This is a genomic window from Bacteroides ndongoniae, from assembly GCF_900108345.1.
Taxonomy (GTDB): domain Bacteria; phylum Bacteroidota; class Bacteroidia; order Bacteroidales; family Bacteroidaceae; genus Bacteroides; species Bacteroides ndongoniae.
This window is the reverse complement of sequence record NZ_FNVV01000014.1, coordinates 562,634-585,403: the sequence shown is the minus strand read 5'-3', so window position 1 is coordinate 585,403 and position 22,770 is coordinate 562,634. Positions and strand designations below refer to the sequence as shown.

General features: G+C 44.4%; 25 protein-coding genes. 13 read left to right on the top strand and 12 right to left on the bottom strand.

The window, feature by feature from the left end; genetic code table 11:
• Nucleotides 1-75: 75 nt before the first annotated feature.
• The 8 genes from BQ5591_RS13390 to BQ5591_RS13355 form a co-directional block, all read right to left on the bottom strand.
• On the bottom strand, nt 76-561 hold the full coding sequence (locus BQ5591_RS13390) for a hypothetical protein (RefSeq protein ID WP_071149735.1): 486 nt from the start codon (nt 559-561) through the stop codon (nt 76-78).
• Nucleotides 551-1,717, bottom strand: coding sequence for an AAA family ATPase (locus BQ5591_RS13385; RefSeq protein ID WP_071149734.1), 1,167 nt, complete (start codon nt 1,715-1,717; stop codon nt 551-553). Before BQ5591_RS13385 ends, BQ5591_RS13390 begins: the two co-directional genes overlap by 11 nt.
• A gap of 77 nt (nt 1,718-1,794) precedes the next feature.
• Entirely contained in the window at nt 1,795-2,520 is a 726-nt protein-coding gene (locus BQ5591_RS13380) for a porin family protein (protein ID WP_394331818.1), read from the bottom strand.
• Nucleotides 2,521-2,576: 56 nt separating this feature from the next.
• Entirely contained in the window at nt 2,577-3,146 is a 570-nt protein-coding gene (locus BQ5591_RS13375; protein ID WP_022163301.1) for a flavin reductase family protein, read from the bottom strand.
• A 51-nt stretch (nt 3,147-3,197) separates the two neighbouring features.
• Complete coding sequence (locus BQ5591_RS13370; RefSeq protein ID WP_022163300.1) at nt 3,198-3,578, bottom strand: four helix bundle protein; 381 nt, start codon at nt 3,576-3,578, stop codon at nt 3,198-3,200.
• A gap of 24 nt (nt 3,579-3,602) precedes the next feature.
• Complete coding sequence (gene pyrI, locus BQ5591_RS13365) at nt 3,603-4,061, bottom strand: aspartate carbamoyltransferase regulatory subunit (protein ID WP_022163299.1); 459 nt, start codon at nt 4,059-4,061, stop codon at nt 3,603-3,605.
• Nucleotides 4,062-4,136: 75 nt separating this feature from the next.
• Nucleotides 4,137-5,075, bottom strand: coding sequence for an aspartate carbamoyltransferase (pyrB, locus tag BQ5591_RS13360; RefSeq protein WP_071149733.1), 939 nt, complete (start codon nt 5,073-5,075; stop codon nt 4,137-4,139).
• Between the two features lie 421 nt (nt 5,076-5,496).
• Nucleotides 5,497-6,441 carry an Rpn family recombination-promoting nuclease/putative transposase gene (locus BQ5591_RS13355; protein ID WP_071149732.1) on the bottom strand — a complete coding sequence of 315 codons (945 nt, stop codon included), beginning with the start codon at nt 6,439-6,441 and terminating at the stop codon, nt 5,497-5,499.
• Nucleotides 6,442-7,270: 829 nt separating this feature from the next.
• Here BQ5591_RS13355 and nusG point away from each other — a divergent pair.
• Both nusG and BQ5591_RS13345 read left to right on the top strand, forming a co-directional pair.
• Nucleotides 7,271-8,353 carry a transcription termination/antitermination protein NusG gene (gene nusG, locus BQ5591_RS13350; RefSeq protein WP_205410642.1) on the top strand — a complete coding sequence of 361 codons (1,083 nt, stop codon included), beginning with the start codon at nt 7,271-7,273 and terminating at the stop codon, nt 8,351-8,353.
• An 84-nt stretch (nt 8,354-8,437) separates the two neighbouring features.
• On the top strand, nt 8,438-9,088 hold the full coding sequence (locus tag BQ5591_RS13345) for a sugar transferase (protein ID WP_071149731.1): 651 nt from the start codon (nt 8,438-8,440) through the stop codon (nt 9,086-9,088).
• A gap of 264 nt (nt 9,089-9,352) precedes the next feature.
• On the opposite strand, the gene BQ5591_RS13340 is transcribed toward BQ5591_RS13345, so the two are convergent.
• The 3 genes from BQ5591_RS13340 to BQ5591_RS13335 form a co-directional block, all read right to left on the bottom strand.
• The gene (locus tag BQ5591_RS13340) at nt 9,353-9,760 is read right to left on the bottom strand and encodes an N-acetylmuramoyl-L-alanine amidase (RefSeq protein ID WP_071149730.1); all 408 of its coding nucleotides are present in this window, start codon (nt 9,758-9,760) and stop codon (nt 9,353-9,355) included.
• Nucleotides 9,757-9,873 (bottom strand): smalltalk protein, encoded by a 117-nt coding sequence (locus tag BQ5591_RS21430; protein ID WP_022163082.1) that lies wholly within the window; start codon nt 9,871-9,873, stop codon nt 9,757-9,759. Before BQ5591_RS21430 ends, BQ5591_RS13340 begins: the two co-directional genes overlap by 4 nt.
• A gap of 270 nt (nt 9,874-10,143) precedes the next feature.
• Nucleotides 10,144-10,632: an HU family DNA-binding protein gene (locus BQ5591_RS13335; RefSeq protein ID WP_071149729.1), complete on the bottom strand. Its 489-nt coding sequence runs from the start codon at nt 10,630-10,632 to the stop codon at nt 10,144-10,146.
• A gap of 207 nt (nt 10,633-10,839) precedes the next feature.
• On the opposite strand from BQ5591_RS13335, the gene BQ5591_RS13330 reads away from it, so the two are divergent.
• The 5 genes from BQ5591_RS13330 (at nt 10,840) to BQ5591_RS13305 (ending at nt 14,429) form a co-directional block, all read left to right on the top strand.
• Nucleotides 10,840-11,058 (top strand): DUF4248 domain-containing protein, encoded by a 219-nt coding sequence (locus BQ5591_RS13330; RefSeq protein ID WP_071149728.1) that lies wholly within the window; start codon nt 10,840-10,842, stop codon nt 11,056-11,058.
• Nucleotides 11,059-11,498: 440 nt separating this feature from the next.
• A complete protein-coding gene (locus BQ5591_RS13320; RefSeq protein ID WP_071149726.1) occupies nt 11,499-11,717 on the top strand; it encodes a DUF3791 domain-containing protein in 219 nt (72 codons plus the stop codon).
• Between the two features lie 285 nt (nt 11,718-12,002).
• Nucleotides 12,003-13,163, top strand: a complete 1,161-nt coding sequence (locus tag BQ5591_RS13315; RefSeq protein WP_022163086.1) for an AAA family ATPase — start codon at nt 12,003-12,005, stop codon at nt 13,161-13,163.
• Nucleotides 13,164-13,165: 2 nt separating this feature from the next.
• Entirely contained in the window at nt 13,166-13,798 is a 633-nt protein-coding gene (locus BQ5591_RS13310; RefSeq protein WP_071149725.1) for a DUF4276 family protein, read from the top strand.
• Nucleotides 13,799-14,138: 340 nt separating this feature from the next.
• A complete protein-coding gene (locus tag BQ5591_RS13305; protein ID WP_071149724.1) occupies nt 14,139-14,429 on the top strand; it encodes a nucleotidyltransferase domain-containing protein in 291 nt (96 codons plus the stop codon).
• Nucleotides 14,430-14,689: 260 nt separating this feature from the next.
• Here BQ5591_RS13305 and BQ5591_RS13300 read toward each other — a convergent pair whose 3' ends face one another.
• Complete coding sequence (locus BQ5591_RS13300; RefSeq protein WP_071150720.1) at nt 14,690-16,768, bottom strand: VapE domain-containing protein; 2,079 nt, start codon at nt 16,766-16,768, stop codon at nt 14,690-14,692.
• Between the two features lie 228 nt (nt 16,769-16,996).
• Here BQ5591_RS13300 and BQ5591_RS21425 point away from each other — a divergent pair, with 228 nt between their 5' ends.
• The 6 genes from BQ5591_RS21425 to neuC all read left to right on the top strand — a co-directional run bounded on the left by BQ5591_RS21425 (nt 16,997) and on the right by neuC (nt 22,769).
• On the top strand, nt 16,997-17,152 hold the full coding sequence (locus BQ5591_RS21425; RefSeq protein WP_022163091.1) for a hypothetical protein: 156 nt from the start codon (nt 16,997-16,999) through the stop codon (nt 17,150-17,152).
• Nucleotides 17,153-17,616: 464 nt separating this feature from the next.
• A complete protein-coding gene (locus BQ5591_RS13295; protein WP_071149723.1) occupies nt 17,617-18,825 on the top strand; it encodes a polysaccharide biosynthesis protein in 1,209 nt (402 codons plus the stop codon).
• A gap of 8 nt (nt 18,826-18,833) precedes the next feature.
• Nucleotides 18,834-19,982 carry a LegC family aminotransferase gene (locus BQ5591_RS13290; RefSeq protein WP_071149722.1) on the top strand — a complete coding sequence of 383 codons (1,149 nt, stop codon included), beginning with the start codon at nt 18,834-18,836 and terminating at the stop codon, nt 19,980-19,982.
• Nucleotides 19,979-20,611, top strand: coding sequence for an acetyltransferase (locus BQ5591_RS13285; protein ID WP_071149721.1), 633 nt, complete (start codon nt 19,979-19,981; stop codon nt 20,609-20,611). The genes BQ5591_RS13290 and BQ5591_RS13285 overlap by 4 nt, the downstream gene beginning before the upstream one ends.
• A complete protein-coding gene (neuB, locus tag BQ5591_RS13280) occupies nt 20,608-21,618 on the top strand; it encodes an N-acetylneuraminate synthase (protein WP_071149720.1) in 1,011 nt (336 codons plus the stop codon). The genes BQ5591_RS13285 and neuB overlap by 4 nt, the downstream gene beginning before the upstream one ends.
• On the top strand, nt 21,615-22,769 hold the full coding sequence (gene neuC, locus BQ5591_RS13275; RefSeq protein WP_071149719.1) for a UDP-N-acetylglucosamine 2-epimerase: 1,155 nt from the start codon (nt 21,615-21,617) through the stop codon (nt 22,767-22,769). The genes neuB and neuC overlap by 4 nt, the downstream gene beginning before the upstream one ends.
• Nucleotide 22,770 lies beyond the last annotated feature (1 nt).

Here is a 22,770-nt window from a genome sequence, read left to right as displayed (position 1 = left end):
GATGGGCGTATACTTGTTTTTACCACAGAGAACACAGGGTTTCACAGAGGTGAAATCAGTTTGGATTCCCCGGATTCAATCTTTTACAGGCATTCTGAACCTGCTTATCAGCAATACGTTACTTTGTGCCAATCGTTTATATTGAGGTGAATTTTTCAGAATGTTGCATCTTCCTGACGGAATCCAATAATAAGTATGGTTTGGAGCCAGTGCTTTCAGGTTCGGCGCTTTTGTTTTTAACCATTGTTTCAGCCATTCTGCTTTCTTGATCACTTCGTTTACATTACTAGTATCAGCCGGATGAATTTCAACGAAATAGGCCTTACTTTCATATCCGATGGCATAGTCCCAGCGTGCTTCGTTAGGATGATTCTTCAGTGTACACGCATCAATGTCCACACTCCCTTCCAATAGTCGTGTGTTATTTACGGCTATCAGTTGGCTTTCTCCTTCTTTCAATGCCTGCAGTCCGGCTCTGTACCCTCCGCATACTTCGGGAGTGTTCTCAACAGCTTTTCTAAAAGCATTGTCAGTTTGACTTTTAATAGTTTTATTCTCCATAGCGACTGACGATCTCTGATGATTTGCCGGCAAAGCTGGACAGTCCTCCCCATTCAGCTACATCTGCATCATTGCTCAGTGCGTCCAGGGTAGATATATCTGCAAAGGTCACTCCTTGAGAGTTTGTTTGCTTGCCCGAATAGAATGTCTTGATATTTTTACCTTTCAGGTTATCAAACAGGTTGGCTGCAGTCGAGTGCATAGAGATACCGAATATCTCGCTCATCGCCGTTTTAAAGTCTTCTTCCGGTAAATTCTGAAGATTGTTGAAAGCCCATACAAACTCTGGAAATGTGGTAGAGTGTGTCGATACGATAACCTTATATCCGTTTTTTATCAATTCGATGATCTCCAGCAATACCGACTGGATGGCCTGTGGGTGCAATCCCATTTCTGGTTCTTCAATAATTACCCATTCATAATCCTCTCTGTTTACTACCTGTGTAGGAGGACCGGACAAACAATAGATGCCTAGCAATAACGGCATGAATTCCTTTTGTCCTGCACTCCAGGCCATAAATGGTATTTTCATGTCATCAATTTCCAGTTTCATCTTCCGTTGGTTGCCTGCTTGGTCTATGATTACTTTTCCGTTATGAAAGATGGTCTGTGTAATCGAATTTCTCACCGCTCCTTTCAGCCTGTTTCTCATGGGGAAAATAATATCTGGGTTTCCCAGTCCTCCCTGCATGAATACTCGGAGTGTTTCGCTGAATCTTCTTAAGACATACGGCGTATCCCAATCAAATTCCATGAAGTTTTTAGGACGTCCGTCTGCGATACTCAATATTCTTTGGGCAGGAATATAGAATACAGATTCCTTAGGCATTTCCGATGCCTTTTGCTGGGCGAGTGTATCCAGCAATGTCCTGGGGGAAAAATTTTTCCCATCAGAAGTTATTTCCGTATCTTTCTTGAACAATTGCGACAGTCCTTCACCGAAATATCCTTCCAGCAAATTGGTCGCATCCTTTTTGTTCAGTATATAATTATAATTTCTGAGTGTGGAAATAATATGTTGCTGGTCTATGATTAGTTTTAGTAACTCCAATGACAGACTTTTGCCACTAGCCTGAGGTCCGATCAGAAAAGTCAAATCGCCGAAGTCCATCTCTGCCTCCCTGATAGGTCCGAAGTTACGTATCGTCAGTCTCATAACAAAGTAAGTTTTTTTGTTTTTAAGTATTTAACCCTTTAACCCGTAGGCTCATAAGCGAAATCTCATCCCCCCCTTCAGAAGAACACCCCCAGCGAGAAGCTCATCACGTTGTCTTTGCGGTGGAAGTAGATGCCTTTGTCTGGCTCTACTGTTCCGGGCATTCCTTCAACGGGAGGAACGGTATATTCAATCTGCTTCGACATGTTGTGCAGTCCGACGTCGTACCGGAAGTCGAAGAAGATACGCGAGATGGTTACCGCCACACCCAGTGTGGCACAAAGGTTCAGTGGGCGCAAAGTCTCGTGTATGTCGGTCTGGTCAAAGTTCTCGAAAGTGATATCGCTCTGCTTCTGCAGCATGAAACGTATCTTGGGCCCTCCGAAAATGGCCAGGCTGTACGGCCCCTCCTTGATGATGTTGTAGCCGTATATCACCGGGACGTCCACACTGTGTATCGTCGATGCGATGGAGGCCTTTTCCGGGATGTCATTGGCATTGCTGCCTTCCGGCAACGGTTTGTCGAAGCTGATGTCGCAGCTGTTCACCGTGTACGATACTTCCGGTTGCAGGAAATGCTTCCCGAAGTTGATGCGCATAAACAGCGACCCGAAGTAGCCTATCCGGTAATTGTTCTGTATCTCCTGGATGCTGACACCGTTCACGTTCAGGTGCGGCACCAGGAACAGGGAAGAAGTAAATCCGCCCTTCGCGCCAAAGTTCACCGTATGGTCGTGCTCGGGCTTTTCCTTCACCTCCTCCGTTTCCGGAGTTCCGGGCACAACCAGATCCTGTCCCCACATTCCTGCCGGGAACAGACATGCGCAGAGCAGCATACAGCAGTGCCAAAATCTTCGTTTCATTTTTTCTTCTTTTCTACCGACCAGCCGAATTTTCCTATCTTATCTCCCAGTTCATAGTATCCGCCATGCACATACACCAGCGGATTTGTCTCGGCCAGTTCCAGTTTTCCCGTTTCCGGGTTCAGGTGGTTTGTTTCCGCCCGTACGTTCACCACGTCTGCCACGAACATGTCGTGCGACCCCAGCGACACGATTTCTTTCACCCGGCATTCGATGCACAGCGGCGATTCTTCGATCAGGGGAGCCTTCACAACCGTACATTTTCCCGGTGTCAGGTGCATTTCCTCGAATTTGTTGTAATCCCTGCCCGAACGCACGCCACACCAGTCGGTAGCCCGTGCCATGTCCTTGGTGGTCAGGTTGATCACAAACTCCATGTTCCGCTTGATGATGTCGTACGAGTACCGTTCCGGCCGTACCGAAATGTAGCACATCGGCGGGTTCGAACAGATGGTCCCCGTCCATGCCACTGTCAGTATGTTGTATTCTTCGGGACAGCTTCCGCAGCTCACCAGCACAGCCGGCAGCGGATAGATCATCGTCCCCGGTTTCCAGTCTTCTTTCATTTTATTTAATTGATAATTGATAATTGATAATGGAGAATTGATAATTGATAATTAGTGGTTGAGGTTATTTTTTGTTGTTTTTACGATACTGATTAACAATTTGAGGAGTTCTTCACAATCATTGTTTATGGATAAGAACTCATTATCTTTCAAGTAATTGGTATCGTGTAGCAATGAAAGCCAATAAATTGTTTCGTTTGCTTCTTTCAAGGCGACATTCATCTTGTTCAGGAAGTCAGCTTTACTTTGTGCGTGAACAGCTTCTTTGATGAGCGCACCGATGGCTGTACCGCTTCTCAACAACTGACGGGCAATGTCGTATATCCTCTTGTTTTCATCCAAATACTTGTATAAATTGATGATACGGATGGAGAATTGATAACTCCTTTCTTCGACAACGTTGATTCTTTGTCTTCTATCGTCATTATTCATTATCAATTCTCCATTCTCCATTAATTAAATAATCTCAATTTCCTCTCTCTTCTGTTCCTTCTCGCAATAGTGGCATTTGATGACGCAATGCTCCTTGTCTATCACGTGGAAGCGGGTAGGCATCGGCTCGTTGTTGGTGATGCATTTCGGATTGGCACATTTCACGATGCCGTGCAGTTCGTCGGGCAGACACACTTCCCGTTTCTCCACCACTTCGTAGTTGCGGATGATGTTCAGTTTCACGTTCGGAGCCACCACGGCGATACGGTTTATCTCGTCGTCGCAGAAGAATTTGTCGGCAATCTTGATAATGCCTTTCTTACCCAGTTTCTTGCTGTTCAGGTTGAATCCGATGGTAATGTTGTTGTTCATATGTTCCAGTCCCAGCAGCGACACCACGGTAAACAGCTTCTCGGAAGGAATATGGTCGATTACAGTGCCGTTCTCCAAAGCGGCCACCTGCAGTTCTTTCTTATCGTTCATTTTTTTAATTGAAAATTGATAATTGAAAATTGATAATTGGGGGATTGGCAATGGAAATTATTCACTGATTTCCCATTATTCATTCTCCATTTTCACTTCCTCCAGCGTGATGCCCAGCACGTCGCACAGGATCGCTTCACGGGCATACAGTCCGTTCTGTGCCTGCTGGAAGTAATAAGCCTTCGGATTGTCGTCCACGTCGTAGGCAATTTCGTTCACGCGGGGCAGGGGGTGCAGGATGCGCAGGTTCGGACGCGTATGTTCCAGCATCTTGTTGCGCAGGATGTATACGTTCTTCACCCGTTCGTACTCCATCAGATCCGTGAAACGTTCCCGCTGTACGCGTGTCATGTACAGGATGTCGGCATCTGCTATCGTCTCTTCCGTGAAGTCGGTATGTTCCACATATTTTATACCGTGTTCGCAGCAGTATATTTTGTATTCTTCCGGCATCTTCAGCTCATCGGGTGCGATGAAGTGGAAAGTCGGGTTAAAGTGTCTCATGGCCATCAGCAGCGAGTGTACGGTACGTCCGTATTTCAGGTCACCCACCAGGAAGATGTTCAGGTTTTCCAGTGTTCCCTGCGTCTTGTAGATCGAGTACAGGTCGAGCATCGTCTGCGAAGGATGCTGGTTGGCACCGTCTCCTGCATTCACGATGGGCACGTTGGTCACCTCGCTGGCATATCGGGCAGCTCCCTCCAGATAATGTCTCATCACGATGATGTCTGCATAGTTGCTCACCATCTTGATGGTATCCTTCAGTGTTTCACCTTTCGATGAACTGGTCGCTTTCGGGTCGCTGAATCCGATGACGCGTGCTCCCAGCCGGTTGGCAGCCGTCTCAAAGCTGAGCCGTGTACGTGTAGAAGGCTCGAAAAATAGGGTTGCTACGACTTTTCCGTCCAGCAGGTGTCGGTTCGGACGTTCTTCAAACTGTTTTGCCATCTCAAGCATGTAGAGAATTTTCTCTCTGCTGTGTTCGGCAATGGTCACTAAACTTCTGTTTTCCATATTGTTGAATACTTTTTTTGATAGGTCCCGTACGGGTAAGTTACTTTACGGGACTCCAATTCTTATTTTCCGAGAGTGTAAAGGTAGATAAAAAATGCGGTAGCTGAAAACAATCGGCTCCATTTTTTTGCGGCAAAAAAACTACATATCGTCCATAGACAGCCCTTTGCAGGATATTTTATATCTTTGGATAAGATAGGATGCGGTTCGGCATAGCCAAATTGAAAACTTTAGTTTTCATTTGTCTCTGCGCTCACCTTTTTCTATCTTTGCTCCTTTCTTTTTATGTTTCCGAAACGCCCATTTCGGAAATGGCTGTTTCGCTATTGCGAAGATAATACGTTTTTCTATAAAAACGAGGGTGTGTCAAACCTAAGTAATGGTATCTGACACACCCTCTAATAAATATGCAAAACTTTCATTACAATGCTTCAACTTCTTTTTCTGTAAGCCCTGTAATTTGAGCAATTGTTTTCGTCGGAATGCCTGCATGTTTCATGGCAGTGGCATTCCTTATGCGTTCCTTTTCTATGCCTTTCTCTATGCCTTTCTCTATGCCTTTCTCTATGCCTTTCTCTATGCCTTTCTCTATGCCTTTCTCTATACCTTTCTCTATGCCTTGTTCCATACCTTCCTTAAAACCTTTCTCTCTTCCTTCTCTTGTGGCACTACTGATGTGCATCTTCGCGGTGCTGATGATATCCCAAAATTTTTCATAACCAAGCAATTGTGCTTCTGAGAAAGCTGACTCTTCCAGTTGGCTGACAGCTTTGCATATTTCGGGGTTATTCATTAGTTCTTGCGGCACTTCACGAGTTTTCTCGTTAATTTCCGTCAAATAGCGCAACCAGAGAACCTGCATCTTCTTATCGCTATAACTGTGGGGTGTAAACTTAGGGAGTTCAATGAAGATGAAGCGCAACCCTTCAATCACCTCTTTGGTTTCGGCCGATTCTACAATTTGAAAATCATGATAAAATTCTTCACTTTCCGAAAAAGTGTCATTCACCAGATTAAGCGAATACACAGGCTGTAATATTTCGTAATCACCTCCCTTGTCCAACTGGCTGACGTAAGCTTTAGAAGCATTGAACAGTACGCGTTGCTTGTAAGCCGAAGTCCACATCATTTGCATTTCTACGATGAACTGACGGCCCATGTGATCACGGCAACGTACGTCAACAATACTATCTTTGCGAAGCGGGTTCAAAGGTACCAGCTCAGGATTAAGGTATTCTACCCAGGTGATTTCCTCGTCGGCATCTTTAAATGGTAACAGTGCATTCAGGAAGCTGATTACTAAGTCGGGGTGTTCGCCGAACACTTTCTTGAAAGTGAGGTCGGCTTTCGGATTGAGGTATTTCATAATTGACAGTATATGTTTTCTACATGCGAAGATACCACTAATTATCTCAATAACAATAGGCAGGGTATTTTTTTATCACTCAAGTTTCGATCTTACCGAACTGCATAGGCGATGATGTCGTAAGCTCAGGTTTCAGTTGACAAGCAACAAGTTGACGGGTTAACAAGGCGTTTGTAGCGAGCCGTTTCAAGAGGCACTTTATCAAACAGGGAGTTCCAGCCTAGCAGACTTGTTAACTGAAGCCTTGTCAACTAATAAGTTGAGTACTTGCGAATTGAAAACCAACGAAGTTAAACGTAAGTAAATTCGGTTGTTTGTGACAAAATGACACACATGCAATTCAGATAACGCCATACCGTTTCCCTGTTTCTGTCAATTCGTGTAATCCTTCCTGAAAATCAGTGCCTTCCGTGCTACTCCGTGTTTTCTGTGGTGAACATCTGTCTTCTTCCTTGCCCTTGTTAAAAAAAAATTCGAATTTACCTCCTGTTTTAGTTGCTCGTTAATAAAATAATGTGCATCTTTGCAACCCGTAAGACGGGCTTCGGTAGTTCATATTGGTCCATTTCGGACGCAGCCGGACGACATTGAAAAAAATAATTCTTTTTCTTGCCGGTCCATGCAGTATTTGAGCTTCCGTTGCGTTCTCTTACTGATAGATATTTGTAAATTGGGAAAGGTATAAAAACTGAAGATTCCATCCGTGCTGTTTGTCCCGGTTGTGAAAGGACAGAAAGACTTGAAATTTTCAGTAATGTACGGATTTTAAATAGTAAGCTATTGTATTTCAGTTTGTTATAATACATACTGATATGGCCGAGATTTGACTATGAATGAATTAAACGCTGGTACGGTCGATGCCGGAATGCTGGAGGGAGTCCGCAACGGTCATCAGGTTCGCTGGTACGTGCTTTCCTTGCCGTCCTGTCATCGGGGACCTGCGCAAGGGTTGCAGACCGAGCTGAATCGCCGTATTCGCGAAGGTGGTACTTTGTTCGACTTTTTTGCTCCTTCCTATGTCGAAGTGAAAGAGTCCGGAGGCAAGCTGGTCAACACCGAGCGTCCCCTGCTGTACAATTATGTGTTTGTTCATGCTTCCGAAGTCGAAGTATTTCGCCTGAAACGCCAATTCCCCCTGTACAATTTCCTGCCCCGTGTTCGCGACCGCGAGGGAAGCCATTATCCCTATCTGTCCGATGCAGCCATGGCCAATCTGAAATGGGTGGCACGCTCCTATAGCGATGTGCTTCCTCTTTACGTCCCTCAGGCCGGGCAGTTGCGTAAGGGCGACCGCGTTCGCATCACCGAAGGACGTTTTCAGGGAGTAGAAGCCGAAGTCGTTATCCAGCCGGGCGCCGGACGTAAAGAGATTGTGGTCTGTGTCGACCAATGGATGTGGGTACCCCTGCTGCACGTGCAACCGGGCCAGTACGAAGTCATCGCGCTGAACACCACCGGCAAGCACGTCTATACCCGCCTCGACAACGACCGCCTTTTTACAGGTCTGCACGATGCCGTGTGCCGCTATCACACTCCCGCAGGAGTGACCGATGCCGACCGTGCCCTGGCCGACGACGTATTACGTCAGTATGCCGAATTGCAGATGGATACCGACATACTGCGCAGCAAGCTCTACTGTTTGTTGTTGTGTGCACGCACTGTTTTGGGACAACGCGACGAGTGCCGTCAGCTGTTGGCTGCCGTTTCAGCCTTTCTGCCTTTGGTCAAGGCCGAGCAGTCGCAGGCACTGTTGCTTGTCACCCTTTACGGTTGCACCGACAGCAGTATCTATTACGACCGTGCCCACGCGCTGATTGACCCTTGGCGACGCGAGCCGCAGCTCAAGAAGAGCAAACAACGCCTTCTTCGTTTTCTCGACGATTACGACCGGGTGCTGGGACATCAGACTTGAAGCGATGAAGAGGATATGGACAGAAATTGATTAAGAGTTTTTAGAAAATTAGATTGTTTTGTGTATTGAAAATAAATAGAGACTATGATAGACATTGATCTTGAACACATCGAGAAAGATGACCATTATATTTCTGATGGAATGAATGGATTGGAACGCAATGTGAAACGCATTGCGGATTGTTTGGTAGCTTTGGTTGCTCTGATTGTTTTCTCACCTCTTTTCCTGATCTGTTATATAGCAGTCAAGAGGGAAGACGGCGGTCCCGCCATTTTCAAGCAGGAACGAATCGGGCGTTTTGGTCGTCCTTTCTATATATATAAGTTCCGTAGCATGAAGGTGGATGCCGAAAAGAATGGCCCCGCGCTTTATGCCGGCGAACAGGATGACCGTATGACGAAGGTAGGCAAATTCCTCCGCGATCACCACCTCGATGAACTTCCCCAGCTTTGGAATGTTTTCTGCGGCCAGATGGCTTTCATAGGTCCGCGTCCTGAACGTGAGTTTTATATCAAGCAGATTATGGAGCGCGATCCCCGTTACCGTTATCTGTTCCAGATTCGTCCGGGGGTTACTTCCTATGCAACGTTGTACAATGGCTATACCGATACCATCGATAAGATGCTTCGTCGCCTCCGTTACGACCTTTTTTATTTAGAACACCGTTCTTGGTGGTTCGACTTTAAAATTTTGGCCAAGACATTCATTTACATCGTTTTTGGAAAGAAATTCTAATTGAAGTTTCCGGTTTTTATATACTACAGTGAAAGTGTGTTTTAGGCACGGATTACGCGGAAAAACGCAGAGATAGAAGAATAATCATCCGCGAAATTCCGTGTAATCCGTGCCTAAAAACAACAAGATACAAGATATCAGTTACTTTTAGTTCTGACACACCCTCTAAAGCTTTTGGAAATAGTCGACTTTAACCTTCGACTCTCAACCCTCAACCCTAAACCCTCATCCCTAAACCCTCATCCCTCAACCCTAAACCCACCTTCACCTGTATTCAGCAACGGCATCGAAGCATGGACAAGCTTTCATAGGGTTCAAATCTCGGTGTCCTACGACTAAAGCATTCGGAAACAGTTTTTTCAGTTCACGTATCAGCGCCAGCAGGCTGGCCTTCTGCTCCAGCGTACGGGTGTCACAAGGTTGCCGGTTGCGGTCCAGTCCGCCTTCGTAGCAGATGCCGACACTGTGCCGGTTGTGATGCTGGCAGTGAGCCCCGATTTGCTCGATCGGTCTGCCCCGGTGAATCTCTCCGTCGCGGGTGATGTAGAAGTGATACCCGATGTCGCGGAAGCCCCGGTGTCGGATGTGATCTCGGCGACATTGCTCAAAATCAAAGCTCTGCCCCTCGGGGGTGGCAGAGCAATGAACGATAATTAGCGTAACAGTTCTCATCGCCCCATGCACGATGTGATGCCAAACACTCCGGCCAGGGCGGTTGCCACAGCCACAATGGCCTTAAGCACAATGCCCCAGACCGACGACTTTTTCGAATTGGAATTGCTCATGATAATGATGAATGATTAATGGTTAATGATTTAAGTTTTGCAAGTTTATTAATCGGTTGTAGTTGAGGAGTTAAGAAGTTAAGGAGTTAAGCCAATACCTTTGTGAAAAGGATACAGGCCATACACTTAATCTATTGGCTTTAACTCCTAGCCCACCTTGGCGGGCGATAACTCCTTCTAACTTCTTTAACTTCTTCAAGTTTGGCTTCGCCGATTTTCAATTCGGTAAATCCGAAACTTGAGTAAAATAAGTCAGCCACCCGTAGCAGTTTATCCTAACGGATCTTCGCCACCGCCTCCCTCATCCGGATCGGTCACGGTGCTTCCTCCGCCACCTCCGGAGTTTCCGCCACCTTCAATGGAGTAGGGAGTCAGTTCGCGCAGTGTAGCTTCCAGGTTGATGCGGGCATTGCTCAGCTCGCCGGTAGCGCGGGCACGCAGCTTCAGGCCCTTCACGTGGTCCGCCACCTTGAATTCCTGAGCCGAGGCGGCGCCGTGGTCACTGACGATGCCCACCGAGAAGATGGCAAGGTCGTCCAGTTTCACGTTTTTGCCGTCCAGAATCAGCTCCTTGATGCAAGTCACCATGTCGGCCAGTACCCCCTTGATCACACCGGGCGAGAATGGCGTGTTGTGCTTCGACATGTGTTTCGACAAGGCTTCAATGTCCAGCGTTTCGCTGATCACCGGGCGTGCGTACCACAATCCATTGCAAGGATGGTTCTCGCCCACGATTTGGATTTTTTTGTAGGTAATCATAGATAATTGAAAAATTAAAAGTTAATAAATAAGAGTTCCCTTGTGGTGAACACTACAAAGATACATCACCGCGATTGCTGAAAATCCGTAAATATCGGTTACAGTTGATTGTGGTTGATTATAGTTGATTAAAGTAAGGCACATGTATGGTATTCTCACTGATTTTCAGTATCTTTACGGACGAAAGATAGAAAAACCGAAAAGACTATGGAGAACTTTACCATCCGTTCATACGGCCGCACCGAATTGGCCCAGTGCTATTTCCCCGATCTCAATCCGCAGGTAGCCCACCGCAAACTGCAGGGCTGGATCAACTATTATCCCAACCTGCGCGAACGTCTCAATGCTGCCGGCATGCACCCTCGCAGCCGCGTCTATATGCCCGTCCACGTCCGCATGATCGTGGAGGCGATTGGGGAACCGTAAGGTTGAGGGTTTAGGGTTGAGAGTTTAGGGTTTAGGGTTGAGCGATGCCGACCTTCGTAGAGACGCAAAATGTTACGTCTGCGTCCCTCACGCACCAATAATCTGATCCGTGTAACCCATCGTGAAACAGTGCAGTAGATAATTGAGCACTCCAAAAGCAGAGATACATATCACTCTTATTGCTATAGATGAAAAAATAAAAGGGATAAATAAATTAACAGATTCAATTTTGACTTCGACGATTTTTAATTCTCAAGTGCTCAACTTATTAGTTGACAAGGATTCAGTCAACAAGTTTGCAAGGCCTGAATGCGCTGTTTGATAAAGTGTCGTTTAAAGCAGTTCGGTACAAATCCCTTGTCAACTCGTCAACTTGTTACTCGTCAACTGCAACTTGAGCTTGCGAATTGAAAAATTAACGAAGCTAAACTATAACCTATATGTTAAGTGATATTTTAATGTGGAATAAAGTCGGGCGTGTGGTGACACTTATTGCCAAGCGACTGAACATTTCTCCAGAACGTGCATTAGATTTGTTCTATAGTTCGGAAACAAGTCTCCGATTGCACAATGCTGATGATTATCTTTATCTGATGGGTGATTTATATATTGTTGATGAATTGGTGTCAGAATTACGTGCCAGTGAATCTCATTCATGATAATGGTTGAGGGAGTAGCGTTGAGGGTTTAGGGTTTAAGGTTTAGAGTTGAGGGTTTAGCGTTGAGAGATGCCGACCCTCGTAGAGACGCAAAATTTTGCGTCTGCGTCCCCCACGCACCAATAATTTGGATCCGTGAATAATCCGTAGTGAAATATCCTTGTGTCTTCCGTGGTGATAAAAAGATAAAGCCGAGGGAACCCCTTGTTTATTAGTGAAAAAAATGTTTCTTTTGCATCATGCGATTACAAAGTAACCTGTATAAACACATTTACGTATAATATTATGGTCATTTCGTACATAAAACTACATAATTGGAAAAATTTTCAGAATTGTTCTGTTGCATTGGCGGAACGCTGTTTCATTGTTGGAGCAAATGCGACGGGCAAATCTAATTTTTTGGATGCACTTCGTTTTTTGCGGGATATTGTTAAAAAAGGAGGAGGATTACAAACTGCAGTAGAAAGCAGGGGTGGCATTACAAAAATAAGATGTTTGGCTGCACGGGTTCGGACAGATATAGAAATAGAAGTTACACTGCGCGAGAAGTCGGATGCCCCTGATAAGTGGAAATATACATTGAATTTCAAACATACGGGAGGCGGAATTCGGAAGAATGAGGTTACAGTCAACAGAGAGAGTGTGTGGCTGCTGACAGAGAACCGATGTTTGTTGGACAGAACAGAAAATTCGGAGAATGAAACAGATGATACGCTGAAATATACGCATCTGGAGCAAGCGGTAACCAGTCAGCAATTCCTGGAACTGAGGAATGCATTGGCAGACATTGAATATTTAAATATCGTTCCGCAAATGGTAAGGGAGTCGAGTTTGGCACCGGAGACAAAAGAAGATTATTATGGCAGGAATTTTTTGTCGGAACTGAGCAAGTTGAACGAAGCTACACGCAACAGTTATCTAAGAAAGGTGAACGAAGTGTTGAAATGTGCTGTTCCACAATTAGATAACCTGAGTTTTGTAAAAGATGAAAATGGGTTTTACCATTTGGAAGCCAAGTATTTACATTGGAGAGCTCAAGGAAGTAAGCAGACTGAAGCACAGTTCTCGGATGGTACATTGCGATTGATAGGACTTCTGTTCTCCATATTGGCAGGTAAGGGAATCGCTTTATTGGAGGAACCCGAAATTAATCTGCATCCCGGTGTGGTGGCTCAGTTGCCGGAATTTATAGCACGGATGCAGCGGCATAGGCCGAGACAGATAATTGTAACTACTCACAGTTATGATATTTTGTCCAATGAAGGCATTGATGAAACAGAAGTGGTTCTGCTGTTGAACAGCGATGAAGGAACATTGGCGAAAACGGTTGATAAGATAGACGAAGTCAAGGAAGTTCTGGATGCCGGATTGTCTATGGCCGATGCAGTGTTGCCTGCAACAAGGCCGGACAATTTACAAAATATTGGCAATGTTAGTTTGGACTGAATATGAGGGAAATATATCTGGTTGGTGAGGATGAAGTAACAAAGGCCATCATCCGGAAAATAATGGCTGTATATACTCCCGAATTGACAGTGAAAGGGGAACTTCCGGCCCGAGGGAGCGAAATTAAAAATAAAATTGCTAATTTCAATCGTCTGGCAGTGCATACGCCTGTTGTTTTGCTGACCGATTTGGATACGGAAGATTGTGCACCTGTAGCAAAGAGCAACTTGTTGGAGGGAATTGAACAAAATGAAGATTTCATTGTGAATGTGGCGGTCGATGAAGCCGAAGCCTGGCTTCTGGCAGATCAGGATTGCTTTTCCAACTTCTTGGGAGTCGATAAAGAACGTATGCCGACATCGGCCCTGCAAAAGCAGGGAGGAAGTGTAAAACGGAGAGAAATGCAGTTACCCTTGAAAGCTTCCTATTATCTGACGCACAACCTGGCATTACAGTCGTCTAAGGATGAAATAAAAGCACAGATTGGTTCGCAAGGCAGGCGGTGCAAAGGAAAAGAATATAATACGGCTTTAGTTCCTTTCATAGAAAATGAATGGGATGTAGAGAAAGCACGAGCTAATTCAGACAGCTTGGATAGGATGATCCGACGCTTGATCCGATTGAATGAAAAATAGTTGTCCGTGATAATCCCTTCCCCAAAGACCCACTTTAGCCCCCCTAAACATCCACTTTAGCTCCGTAAAGAGGGACTTTAGCAAGCGAAAGTGTAAGGTTTAGGGTTTAGTGTTTAAGGTTTAGGGTTTATAGTTAAGGGTGGTTGGAATTAAAAATTAAAAGTTGAAAATTAATAGTTAAGGGCTTAGGGTTGAGCGTTTAGAGTAGTCTATCTATCGGCTTAACTCCTTAAGTTCTTAACTTCTCTCCCTCTGAGGAAAGTTAGAATAATAAGGGGACAGGATGTCAAGGAGGAAGTGATTTTTTGTTTATTCCCATAGAAATCGTTACATTTGCATCATGAGGTTGAACAGCAATGAAATAAAAACTATCCTTCAGGCGGCTCGCGAGATTTATGGAAGCCGGGTGAAGGTATATTTATTCGGTTCGCGTCTTGACGATACGAAGCGTGGGGGTGATATTGACTTGTTGATTCGTAGCGCCGGAAAGGAACAGGGTGCATTGGCACGTATTCGTCTGATAGCCCGTTTGAAGTATTTATTGGGCGAACGTAAAATCGATGTCATTGGCGACTATGAAGATAACGAAGTGGTGCGCGAAGCTTTGGAGAAAGGAGTGTTGTTGGCATGATTAAGCGTAAGGAAGAATTGGCACAGCGTTTACAGCGTGATTTTGAAGTGTGCGACCGTCACGTTTACCGTATCCGTACTTACAAGACTCTATCGCTTTGCTCCCTTTAGATTATAAGTTGACCCAAGTCTTACAAATGCGAATTGAAAATTCATTATCCATTTTCAATTATCAATTATCAATTATTTTAGGTATCGGCTTAACTCCTTAACCCTTCCCCCCTCTCTTTTGGAGAGGGGATGGGGTGAGGCCCCCACCTGTTACAAATACCTCCCCAACGCCTGCTGGTTCCTGTAGATCTCGTCCCCGGACAGCTCTATCACCAGATAGCCCCGTTTTCCTCCGACACGTACGCTTTTGAAGCCTTCCTGCTTCATTACCATGCCGATTTTTACGGGATTCAGCTTATGCCGCAAGCCGGCATTGATGCGGGCCAGGATCTGGGCGTTGGTCACGAAGATGCACTCTTCTCCTTCCAGGGGGCGGCGGTAGTGCGTCAGTATCAGCTCCTGTTCCAGGCAGGGCACTTCAAACAGCTTGTTATGTTGATTCAGCGTCACCATCTCTTCCGTACTCAGCCAGTACTGGAAATCGCCGGTAGCCAGCGCGAAAGCCTGGGCATACACACCCTCGTAATCCACCGGATGGTCAAACGGGCTGTCGATGCTCTCTACTTCGAAAGGCATCCAGCGACGGTTTCCACTCAGGTCGGTCAGGAAGTGCGGGTTGTTGCTGGTGCCGCAGAAACTGGCAATGTGCGGTCTCACCTCCTTGAAGTGAGCATATGCCGCCCGTTCGTTCACGTGGCGCATGGTGGTAAGCGCCTTCAGCTGGTTCAGCTCCTTGTTCTCCATCTCGTCCAGTTCCTCCAGGCACACCATGGCAAACTCTGCCAGGGTCAGCATGTCGTCCTTCGAGATGTTCCGGCTGTTGCTCTTCAGGTAGAAGTAACGCCGCAGCTCGGGCGGAAGCAGGTTGTTCAGCCAGGTAGTCTTGTAAATGCCCTGACGGCCGATGAGTACCAGAATTTCGTGGTTCACCACCTCCTCGTTCAGCAAGGAAGCGATCATCGCCACCAGCCATTTCTTGAAGAGAGTGGCAAACAACTGCTGATCGTCTTTCACATGCACCTGTGCGGCCAGCTTCCCGATGTAGTCCGTATGGCCGTCCCAGGCAGGCAGCTGACTCATGTAGTTCAGAAAAGGATTGAACAGCTCCACAAACTCCGACTGGAGCACAGACCGCAGGTCGGCGATGCGTACCGCCTTCTTCTCCTTGCACATGCGGCACCACAGGGTGTTCACATCGCGGTCCGTCAGGTCGGCAAACACCAGGTTTTCAGCAGGAGCAAACTCACATTTTCCGGTCACGGTGTTTTTACGGAACTTCCCCTGACCGGTCAGAAACTCCTCGATGTCTTTCACCGAGGCATAGTCGCGGCCGCTTTCACCTCCTTCCTTCTTCTTCGAAGGCAGACGCCGTGTTCCAAACTCGTCCGTCTGGCGGTAACACGAGTGAAAGATGCCCTCCACATCGCCGTCGTAGTCGGCGAAACGTTCCGTGGCCCACTGTGTGGCCATTGTCCGGTCCACGCCGTAGGCATTCAGCAGGTAGCCCATCCGCATGATGTACTCGTTGTGATGATGTTCCACGTAAGCGATGCCCTCTTCCGCCAGCTGTTTCTCGGCAGCTTTCACCGCCCGTTTCAGCCGGTTGTTTCCCGCCGTCAGCTTCGCCGAAGCCGTTTGCCGCACTTTCTGTATGCCGAAGGGGATTGCTTCCGGATTGAAGAACACCTCCGGGTCGTGAGCCAGTCCGCTCAGCCGGGTAAGATTCCGGCATTTGGCGTCGGCCTCCAGCCCAGTCAGTTCGTGGTAGTGGCGGTTCATCGTCTCAAAAGCCAGGGTGTGCAGTTCCTCGTCCGATCTTGTAGCACAAGGCTCCTTCCTTTCGTAGCGACTGATGACACGTATGCCCGTGCCGCTCATGGTGGTGTACGCCATCAGGGTATGCCCGTCCTGCCGGATCAGTTGCAGGCATTCGGCCATCCGCTCTTCGGGCACATGGTCAAAGTCGGCCAGACACAGCAAGGTATATCCGGCGATGTGTTCTTTCCGCTTTCCGCCTTCGAAGCGCACAGCTACAGCGAAACACGGGCAGGCAGCCTTCTCGCGTGCGGCGGCAGTATTCATGTGTTGCTGCCGGTAGTAGCGGTGGCGTTCGGTGTGTTCCGCCGTGCTGGCGTCGTTACGGATCATTTCCACGATGGTTTCCAGGGTTGTCTCTGTCGGCTGAGTGCCGGAGTAGCCGTTAAACAGGCTGATGATCATGTTTTTCATAATCATTGTTGATTCTTGGTTAAACAAAATAATACGAAAGCCGTGTCCCGATAGTTCTTCGCACACTTCCGTTGGCGCAAAGGAGCACAAAGTTTTTGGAACTGCCAAACGCCCCAGTACTTACATGTCGGTACTGTAGGAGCATAAAAATAACAGATTTTAAACACTTTTTAGATATTGCTGTTACGCACTCGCCTAAAATAATTATTAACTCTAAAAAAAACAATTATGAAGACAGAAGATTATTATAATTCAAATTTAGGTTGCTATATAGCACAGTTACAAAGTGTTATCAAAGTAGATGGTCGTCTGTTACGTGATGAAGACATAGTAGCCAGGGCTCACATGTCGAAGTCCACCTATCAGCAGATAAAAAAGGGGTAAATCCGAAACTTTACGGATACTATGCCGTCCTTCGCATCTACCTGGAAGCTTGTCGCACAAGCAAGGTTCTCCCTTTGGAGCAGTTCCTCATCGAGTTGTTGCGCAGTCTGGAAGCTGATTACCAGGCACGTTTCAACAAGTGATGCCCATCTCGGTAGAGTGCGCTGGCGCCATAGATACCCCGGCGCACTCTCAACCTCAGCTTGACAGCTTGGTATCCCGAAAAACCAACTTTTTCTTCGCGCGCGTGTAGGTGAAGTTTAACACAAGTGTGAAGGAAAGTTAAGCTTCACCTGCACGCGCGTGAGGAAATGTTAGAATAATAAGGGGGCAGGGTGTCAAGGTGCCCCTCTTCCGATTAACAAAAAATGTGACAAGATGTAGGATTATTAGCATAAATATGGCTGAGTAATAATTATTTTGCGTACTTTTGTCATGCCAAATCTTAAAATGATATAGAATTTATGATAAATCTTGAGCAGTTTATTGCAGACCATGTGATAAACAGGCAGCAAAGCATGTTTGCCGAGGATATAGAAGCTAACAAAGAAACCCTTCGGGCAGAGATAGAAAACAGAAGTGTGTGTGTAGTAGGAGGAGCTGGGTCCATTGGCTCTTCCTTCATCAAGGCAGTTTTGCCTTTCCGTCCTTCCAAACTGGTCGTTATTGATCTGAATGAAAACGGACTGGCTGAATTAACCCGTGATCTTCGTTCTACCTATGGCATGTATATTCCGGAAGAATATCGTACATATACGCTCAACTTTGCTGATCCCATTTTCGAACGTATATTCATGGAAGAGAAAGGGTTTGATATTTTTGCTAATTTCTCGGCTCACAAGCATGTACGTAGCGAAAAGGATAAATATTCTGTTCAAGCGCTGATCGAAAACAACGATATTAAGGCCAAACGTCTGTTGGATTTACTGGCTGTTTATCCACCTAAACATTTCTTTTGCGTTTCTACTGACAAGGCAGCCAATCCTGTTAACATCATGGGAGCCAGCAAGCGCATCATGGAAGACATGATTATGGCCTATACTTCTAAATTTAAGGTTACTACAGCCCGTTTTGCCAATGTCGCTTTTTCCAACGGTTCCTTGCCCGATGGTTGGGTTCATCGTGTCATGCACAAGCAGCCTCTTGCAGCCCCCAATGATGTGAAGCGTTATTTTGTTTCTCCTGAAGAAAGTGGTCAGATTTGTATGTTGGCATGTATTTTGGGTAAAAACGGAGAAATATTCTTTCCGAAACTGGGTGAAAGACAAATGCTGACTTTTTCAGCCATTTGCGATGAATATGTAAAAAGTTTAGGTTGTTTCAAAAAACAATTTGCGACTGACGAAGAAGCCAAGAAGTTTGCTTATGAAATGCCGTTCGGAAGTAAAGATTATCCGGTAGTTTATTTCGGGAGCGACACTACCGGTGAAAAGGCCTATGAAGAATTTTATGTTCCCGGTGAAAAGCTGGATATGAACCGCTTTAAAAGTCTGGGAGTAATCGAAGAAGTGAAGAAACGTCCGATGGAAGAAATCGACCGTTTTTTTGTGGAAATGGAAGATATTTTTGCTCAGCCTTCTTTTACCAAAGAAGACGTTGTTTGTGCCATTAAGCGGTTCATTCCTAATTTTGAGCACGAGGAGAAAGGAAAAAATTTGGATCAAAAAATGTAATTAAAATCATGTATAGTCAAGTAACCGATTTTATTCATCAATTATTCGAAAGTGAGGAAACTGTACCTTTACACGCCCCACTTTTCATAGGTAATGAGAAAAAATATTTAGAGGAGTGTATTGACACTACATTTGTATCAAGTGTTGGTAAGTTTGTAGATCGCTTCGAAGAAAAAATCGCGTCTTATACCGGATCTAAGAAAGCGGTTGTATGTGTGAGTGGCACTAACGCTCTCCACATGGCAATGATGCTGGTTGGAGTTGAACGCGATGATGAGGTTTTGACTCAGGCTTTAACCTTTATTGCTACTTGCAATGCTATTAGTTATATTGGAGCACATCCTGTGTTTATTGATGTAGACATGGAAACTTTAGGTCTTTCTCCTAAAGCTGTACAAACATGGTTGGAACAGAATGCAGAACTGAGAAATGGAGTATGTTACAATAAAAAGACAGGACGTCGGGTAAAAGCTTGTGTTCCTATGCATACATTTGGACACCCGGTAAAAATAGATGAGTTGGTAACAATTTGTAATGAATGGCATATTGAACTGGTAGAAGATGCAGCTGAAAGTATTGGTAGCCTATACAAAGGGCAGCATACCGGAACTTTTGGAAAAGTTGGCGCAATAAGCTTTAACGGGAACAAGACTATTACAACAGGTGGTGGCGGCATGTTGCTGTTTCAGGATGAGGAGTTAGGAAAACTGGCAAAACATCTTACTACACAGGCTAAAGTTCCCCATAGGTGGGCTTTTGTTCATGACCATATCGGTTATAACTATCGTATGCCGAATATTAATGCTGCTTTAGGTTGTGCTCAGTTAGAGAATTTGGACCGTTATGTTGAAAATAAACGTGAAACGGCTCAGATTTATGCTGATTTTTTCAAAAACATCTCTGATATAACTTTCTTCACAGAACCAGAAAACTGCCGTTCTAATTATTGGTTAAATGTTGTAATGCTGAAAGACAAGGCTGCTCAACAGGAATTTTTGGAATATACTAATAATCACGGGATAATGACTCGTCCGGTTTGGGAACTGATGAATCGTTTAGAGATGTTTAAACATTGCGAAACGGACGGTTTAAAGAATACAGAGTGGTTGGCTGATAGAATTGTAAATATACCAAGTAGCGTACGATTAAAAGCATGAAACCTTTAATACTTATTGGTGGTGGCGGTCATTGTCAATCAGTCATAGAAGTTGCTGAAAGTACAGGCCGTGCAGTTCAAGGCATATTGGACATTCCGGAAGAAGTCGGTAAGGATGTTCTCGGATATCCTATTATAGGAACTGATGATCAGATTGTTAATTATATTGACACTTGTGAGTTCCTTATAACTGTAGGATTTATCAAAGACCCGGCATTACGTATGAAACTTTTCAACCGGGTTTGCGAAGCGGGAGGAACTTTGGCGACTTTGATAGCAAGTACAGCATATGTTTCACGCCATGCCTTTTTGGGTAAGGGGACTGTAGTTATGCACCATGCTTTTGTGAATGCAGGAGCAAGAATTGGCGAAAATGTTATTATTAATACTTTTTGTAACATAGAGCATGGAGCTTGTATAGGAGACCAATGTCATATTTCTACAGGTACTATGGTTAACGGTGATTGTAAAATTGGCAACGATTGTTTTATTGGTAGTCAATCAGTGCTAGCCAATGGTGTTTGCATTTGTAATGATACCGTAGTGGGGGCAGGAAGTCTGGTGCGTAAAAATATTATTCGGCCTGGTATTTATTCTGGTAATCCTGCAATTTTGAAAATTAAGAAATGAATACAAAAGTATTAATTATAGCAGAAGCTGGAGTTAATCATAACGGTTCTCTTGATTTGGCAAAACAATTAGTTGATGAAGCTGTAATAGCTGGGGTAGATATTATTAAATTCCAAACATTCAAAACGGAAAAACTAGTATCTAGGACTGCAAAACAGGCAGATTATCAGAAACGCAATATTGGAGGAAATGAAGACAGCCAATTTTCTATGTTAAAAAAATTAGAATTAAATGATGAACAACATAAAATTCTAGTTAATTATTGTCATAGTAAAGGTATCTGTTTTTTTTCTACAGCATTTGACTTGGATAGCATTGATTATCTTCATTCTTTAAAATTAGGGCTATGGAAAATTCCTTCAGGAGAAATTACTAATTATCCATATATAAAGAAAATTGCACAATACGGAGAGCCTGTTATAATGTCTACTGGTATGAGTGAACTTGCAGATATAGACGCTGCAATTCATGTATTGCTAAATAATGGACTTAAGAAAGAGCAAATAACTGTATTGCATTGTAATACGGAATATCCAACCCCTATGCGAGATGTTAATTTGAGAGCAATGCTTGAAATTCGTGAAAAATTTGGAGTTAAGATCGGATATTCTGATCATACCGAAGGAATAGAAGTTCCTATTGCGGCAGTAGCTCTCGGTGCAACAATAATAGAAAAGCATTTTACACTTGATAAAACGATGGAAGGGCCTGATCATAAAGCATCACTTGAACCTCAAGAATTGCGTGTAATGGTCAAATCCATTCGTAATATAGAACAAGCATTGGGTGATGGACATAAAAAAATATCTGAATCTGAACGTAAGAATATTGATGTTGCAAGAAAGAGTATTGTTGCTGCTTGCCATATTCAAACTGGAGATTTGTTTACTGAAAAAAATGTGACTGTAAAACGTCCTGGAAATGGGATTTCTCCGATGCGATGGGAAGAGGTAATAGGAATTCGTGCCATGCGTGATTACGAAGAAGATGAATTGATTGAATTATGAGAAAAATTTGTATTGTAACGGGCAGTCGGGCTGAATATGGTTTATTAAGCGGATTAATGCATGCTATTAATGATGAACCAACTTTACAATTGCAGATAATAGCAACAAATATGCATTTATCTCCAGAATTTGGATTAACTTATAAGGAGATAGAACATGATGGCTTTCATATAGATAAGAAAGTACAGATGCTTTTATCTAGTGATACCCCCAATGCTACGACTAAATCTGTGGGACTTGCTGCTATTGGGTTTGCAGATGCGTACGAAGACTTACAACCAGATTTAATTGTTGTTTTGGGAGACCGGTTTGAAATATTGGCTGCTGTTACGGCTGCTTTATTTTTTAAGATACCTGTCGCACATTTACATGGTGGTGAGATAACAGAGGGTGCGTATGATGATTGTATTCGTCATGCAATTACAAAAATGAGTCATTTGCATTTTACTAGTACAGAAGTCTATCGACAAAGAGTTATCCAAATGGGAGAACAACCTGATAGAGTATATTATGTAGGGGCTATTGGTGTAGAAAACATAAAGAAAGTTGCACTTTTATCCCAAAAGTTACTAGAAGAGAGTATTCATTTTGTGTTAGGTGATAAATCTCTGCTTGTTACTTATCATCCTGTTACTCTTGAAAATAATACGGCTTCAGTCCAATGTCAGAATTTGCTTGATGCATTAGATGATTTTTCTGACTACAAGGTTATTTTTACTCTTCCAAATAGTGACACTGATGGGCGTATCATTATTCAAATGATTAATGAATATGTAAGTCAACATTCAGACAGATGCATGTCAATACCATCATTAGGATTAAAACGTTATCTTTCTGCTTTACAGTATGTAACAGCCGTTGTAGGAAATTCTTCAAGTGGAATTATTGAGGTTCCGAGTTTTGGCATTCCTACTCTTAACATAGGAAATCGACAAAAAGGGCGAATTGCTGCACCGAGTGTTATCAACTGTGGGACAAGTAAACAGAATATTATAGATGGTTTAAATAAAGTTTTATCTAATGAGCAAAGAAGTATTGCAAAAGATTGTTTGAATCCTTATGATAAGGAAAATACAATTGAATACATTATAGAGGTTCTCAAAAATGTTCCTTTGAGGCATTTAATAAATAAGTCTTTTTATAATCTATAAG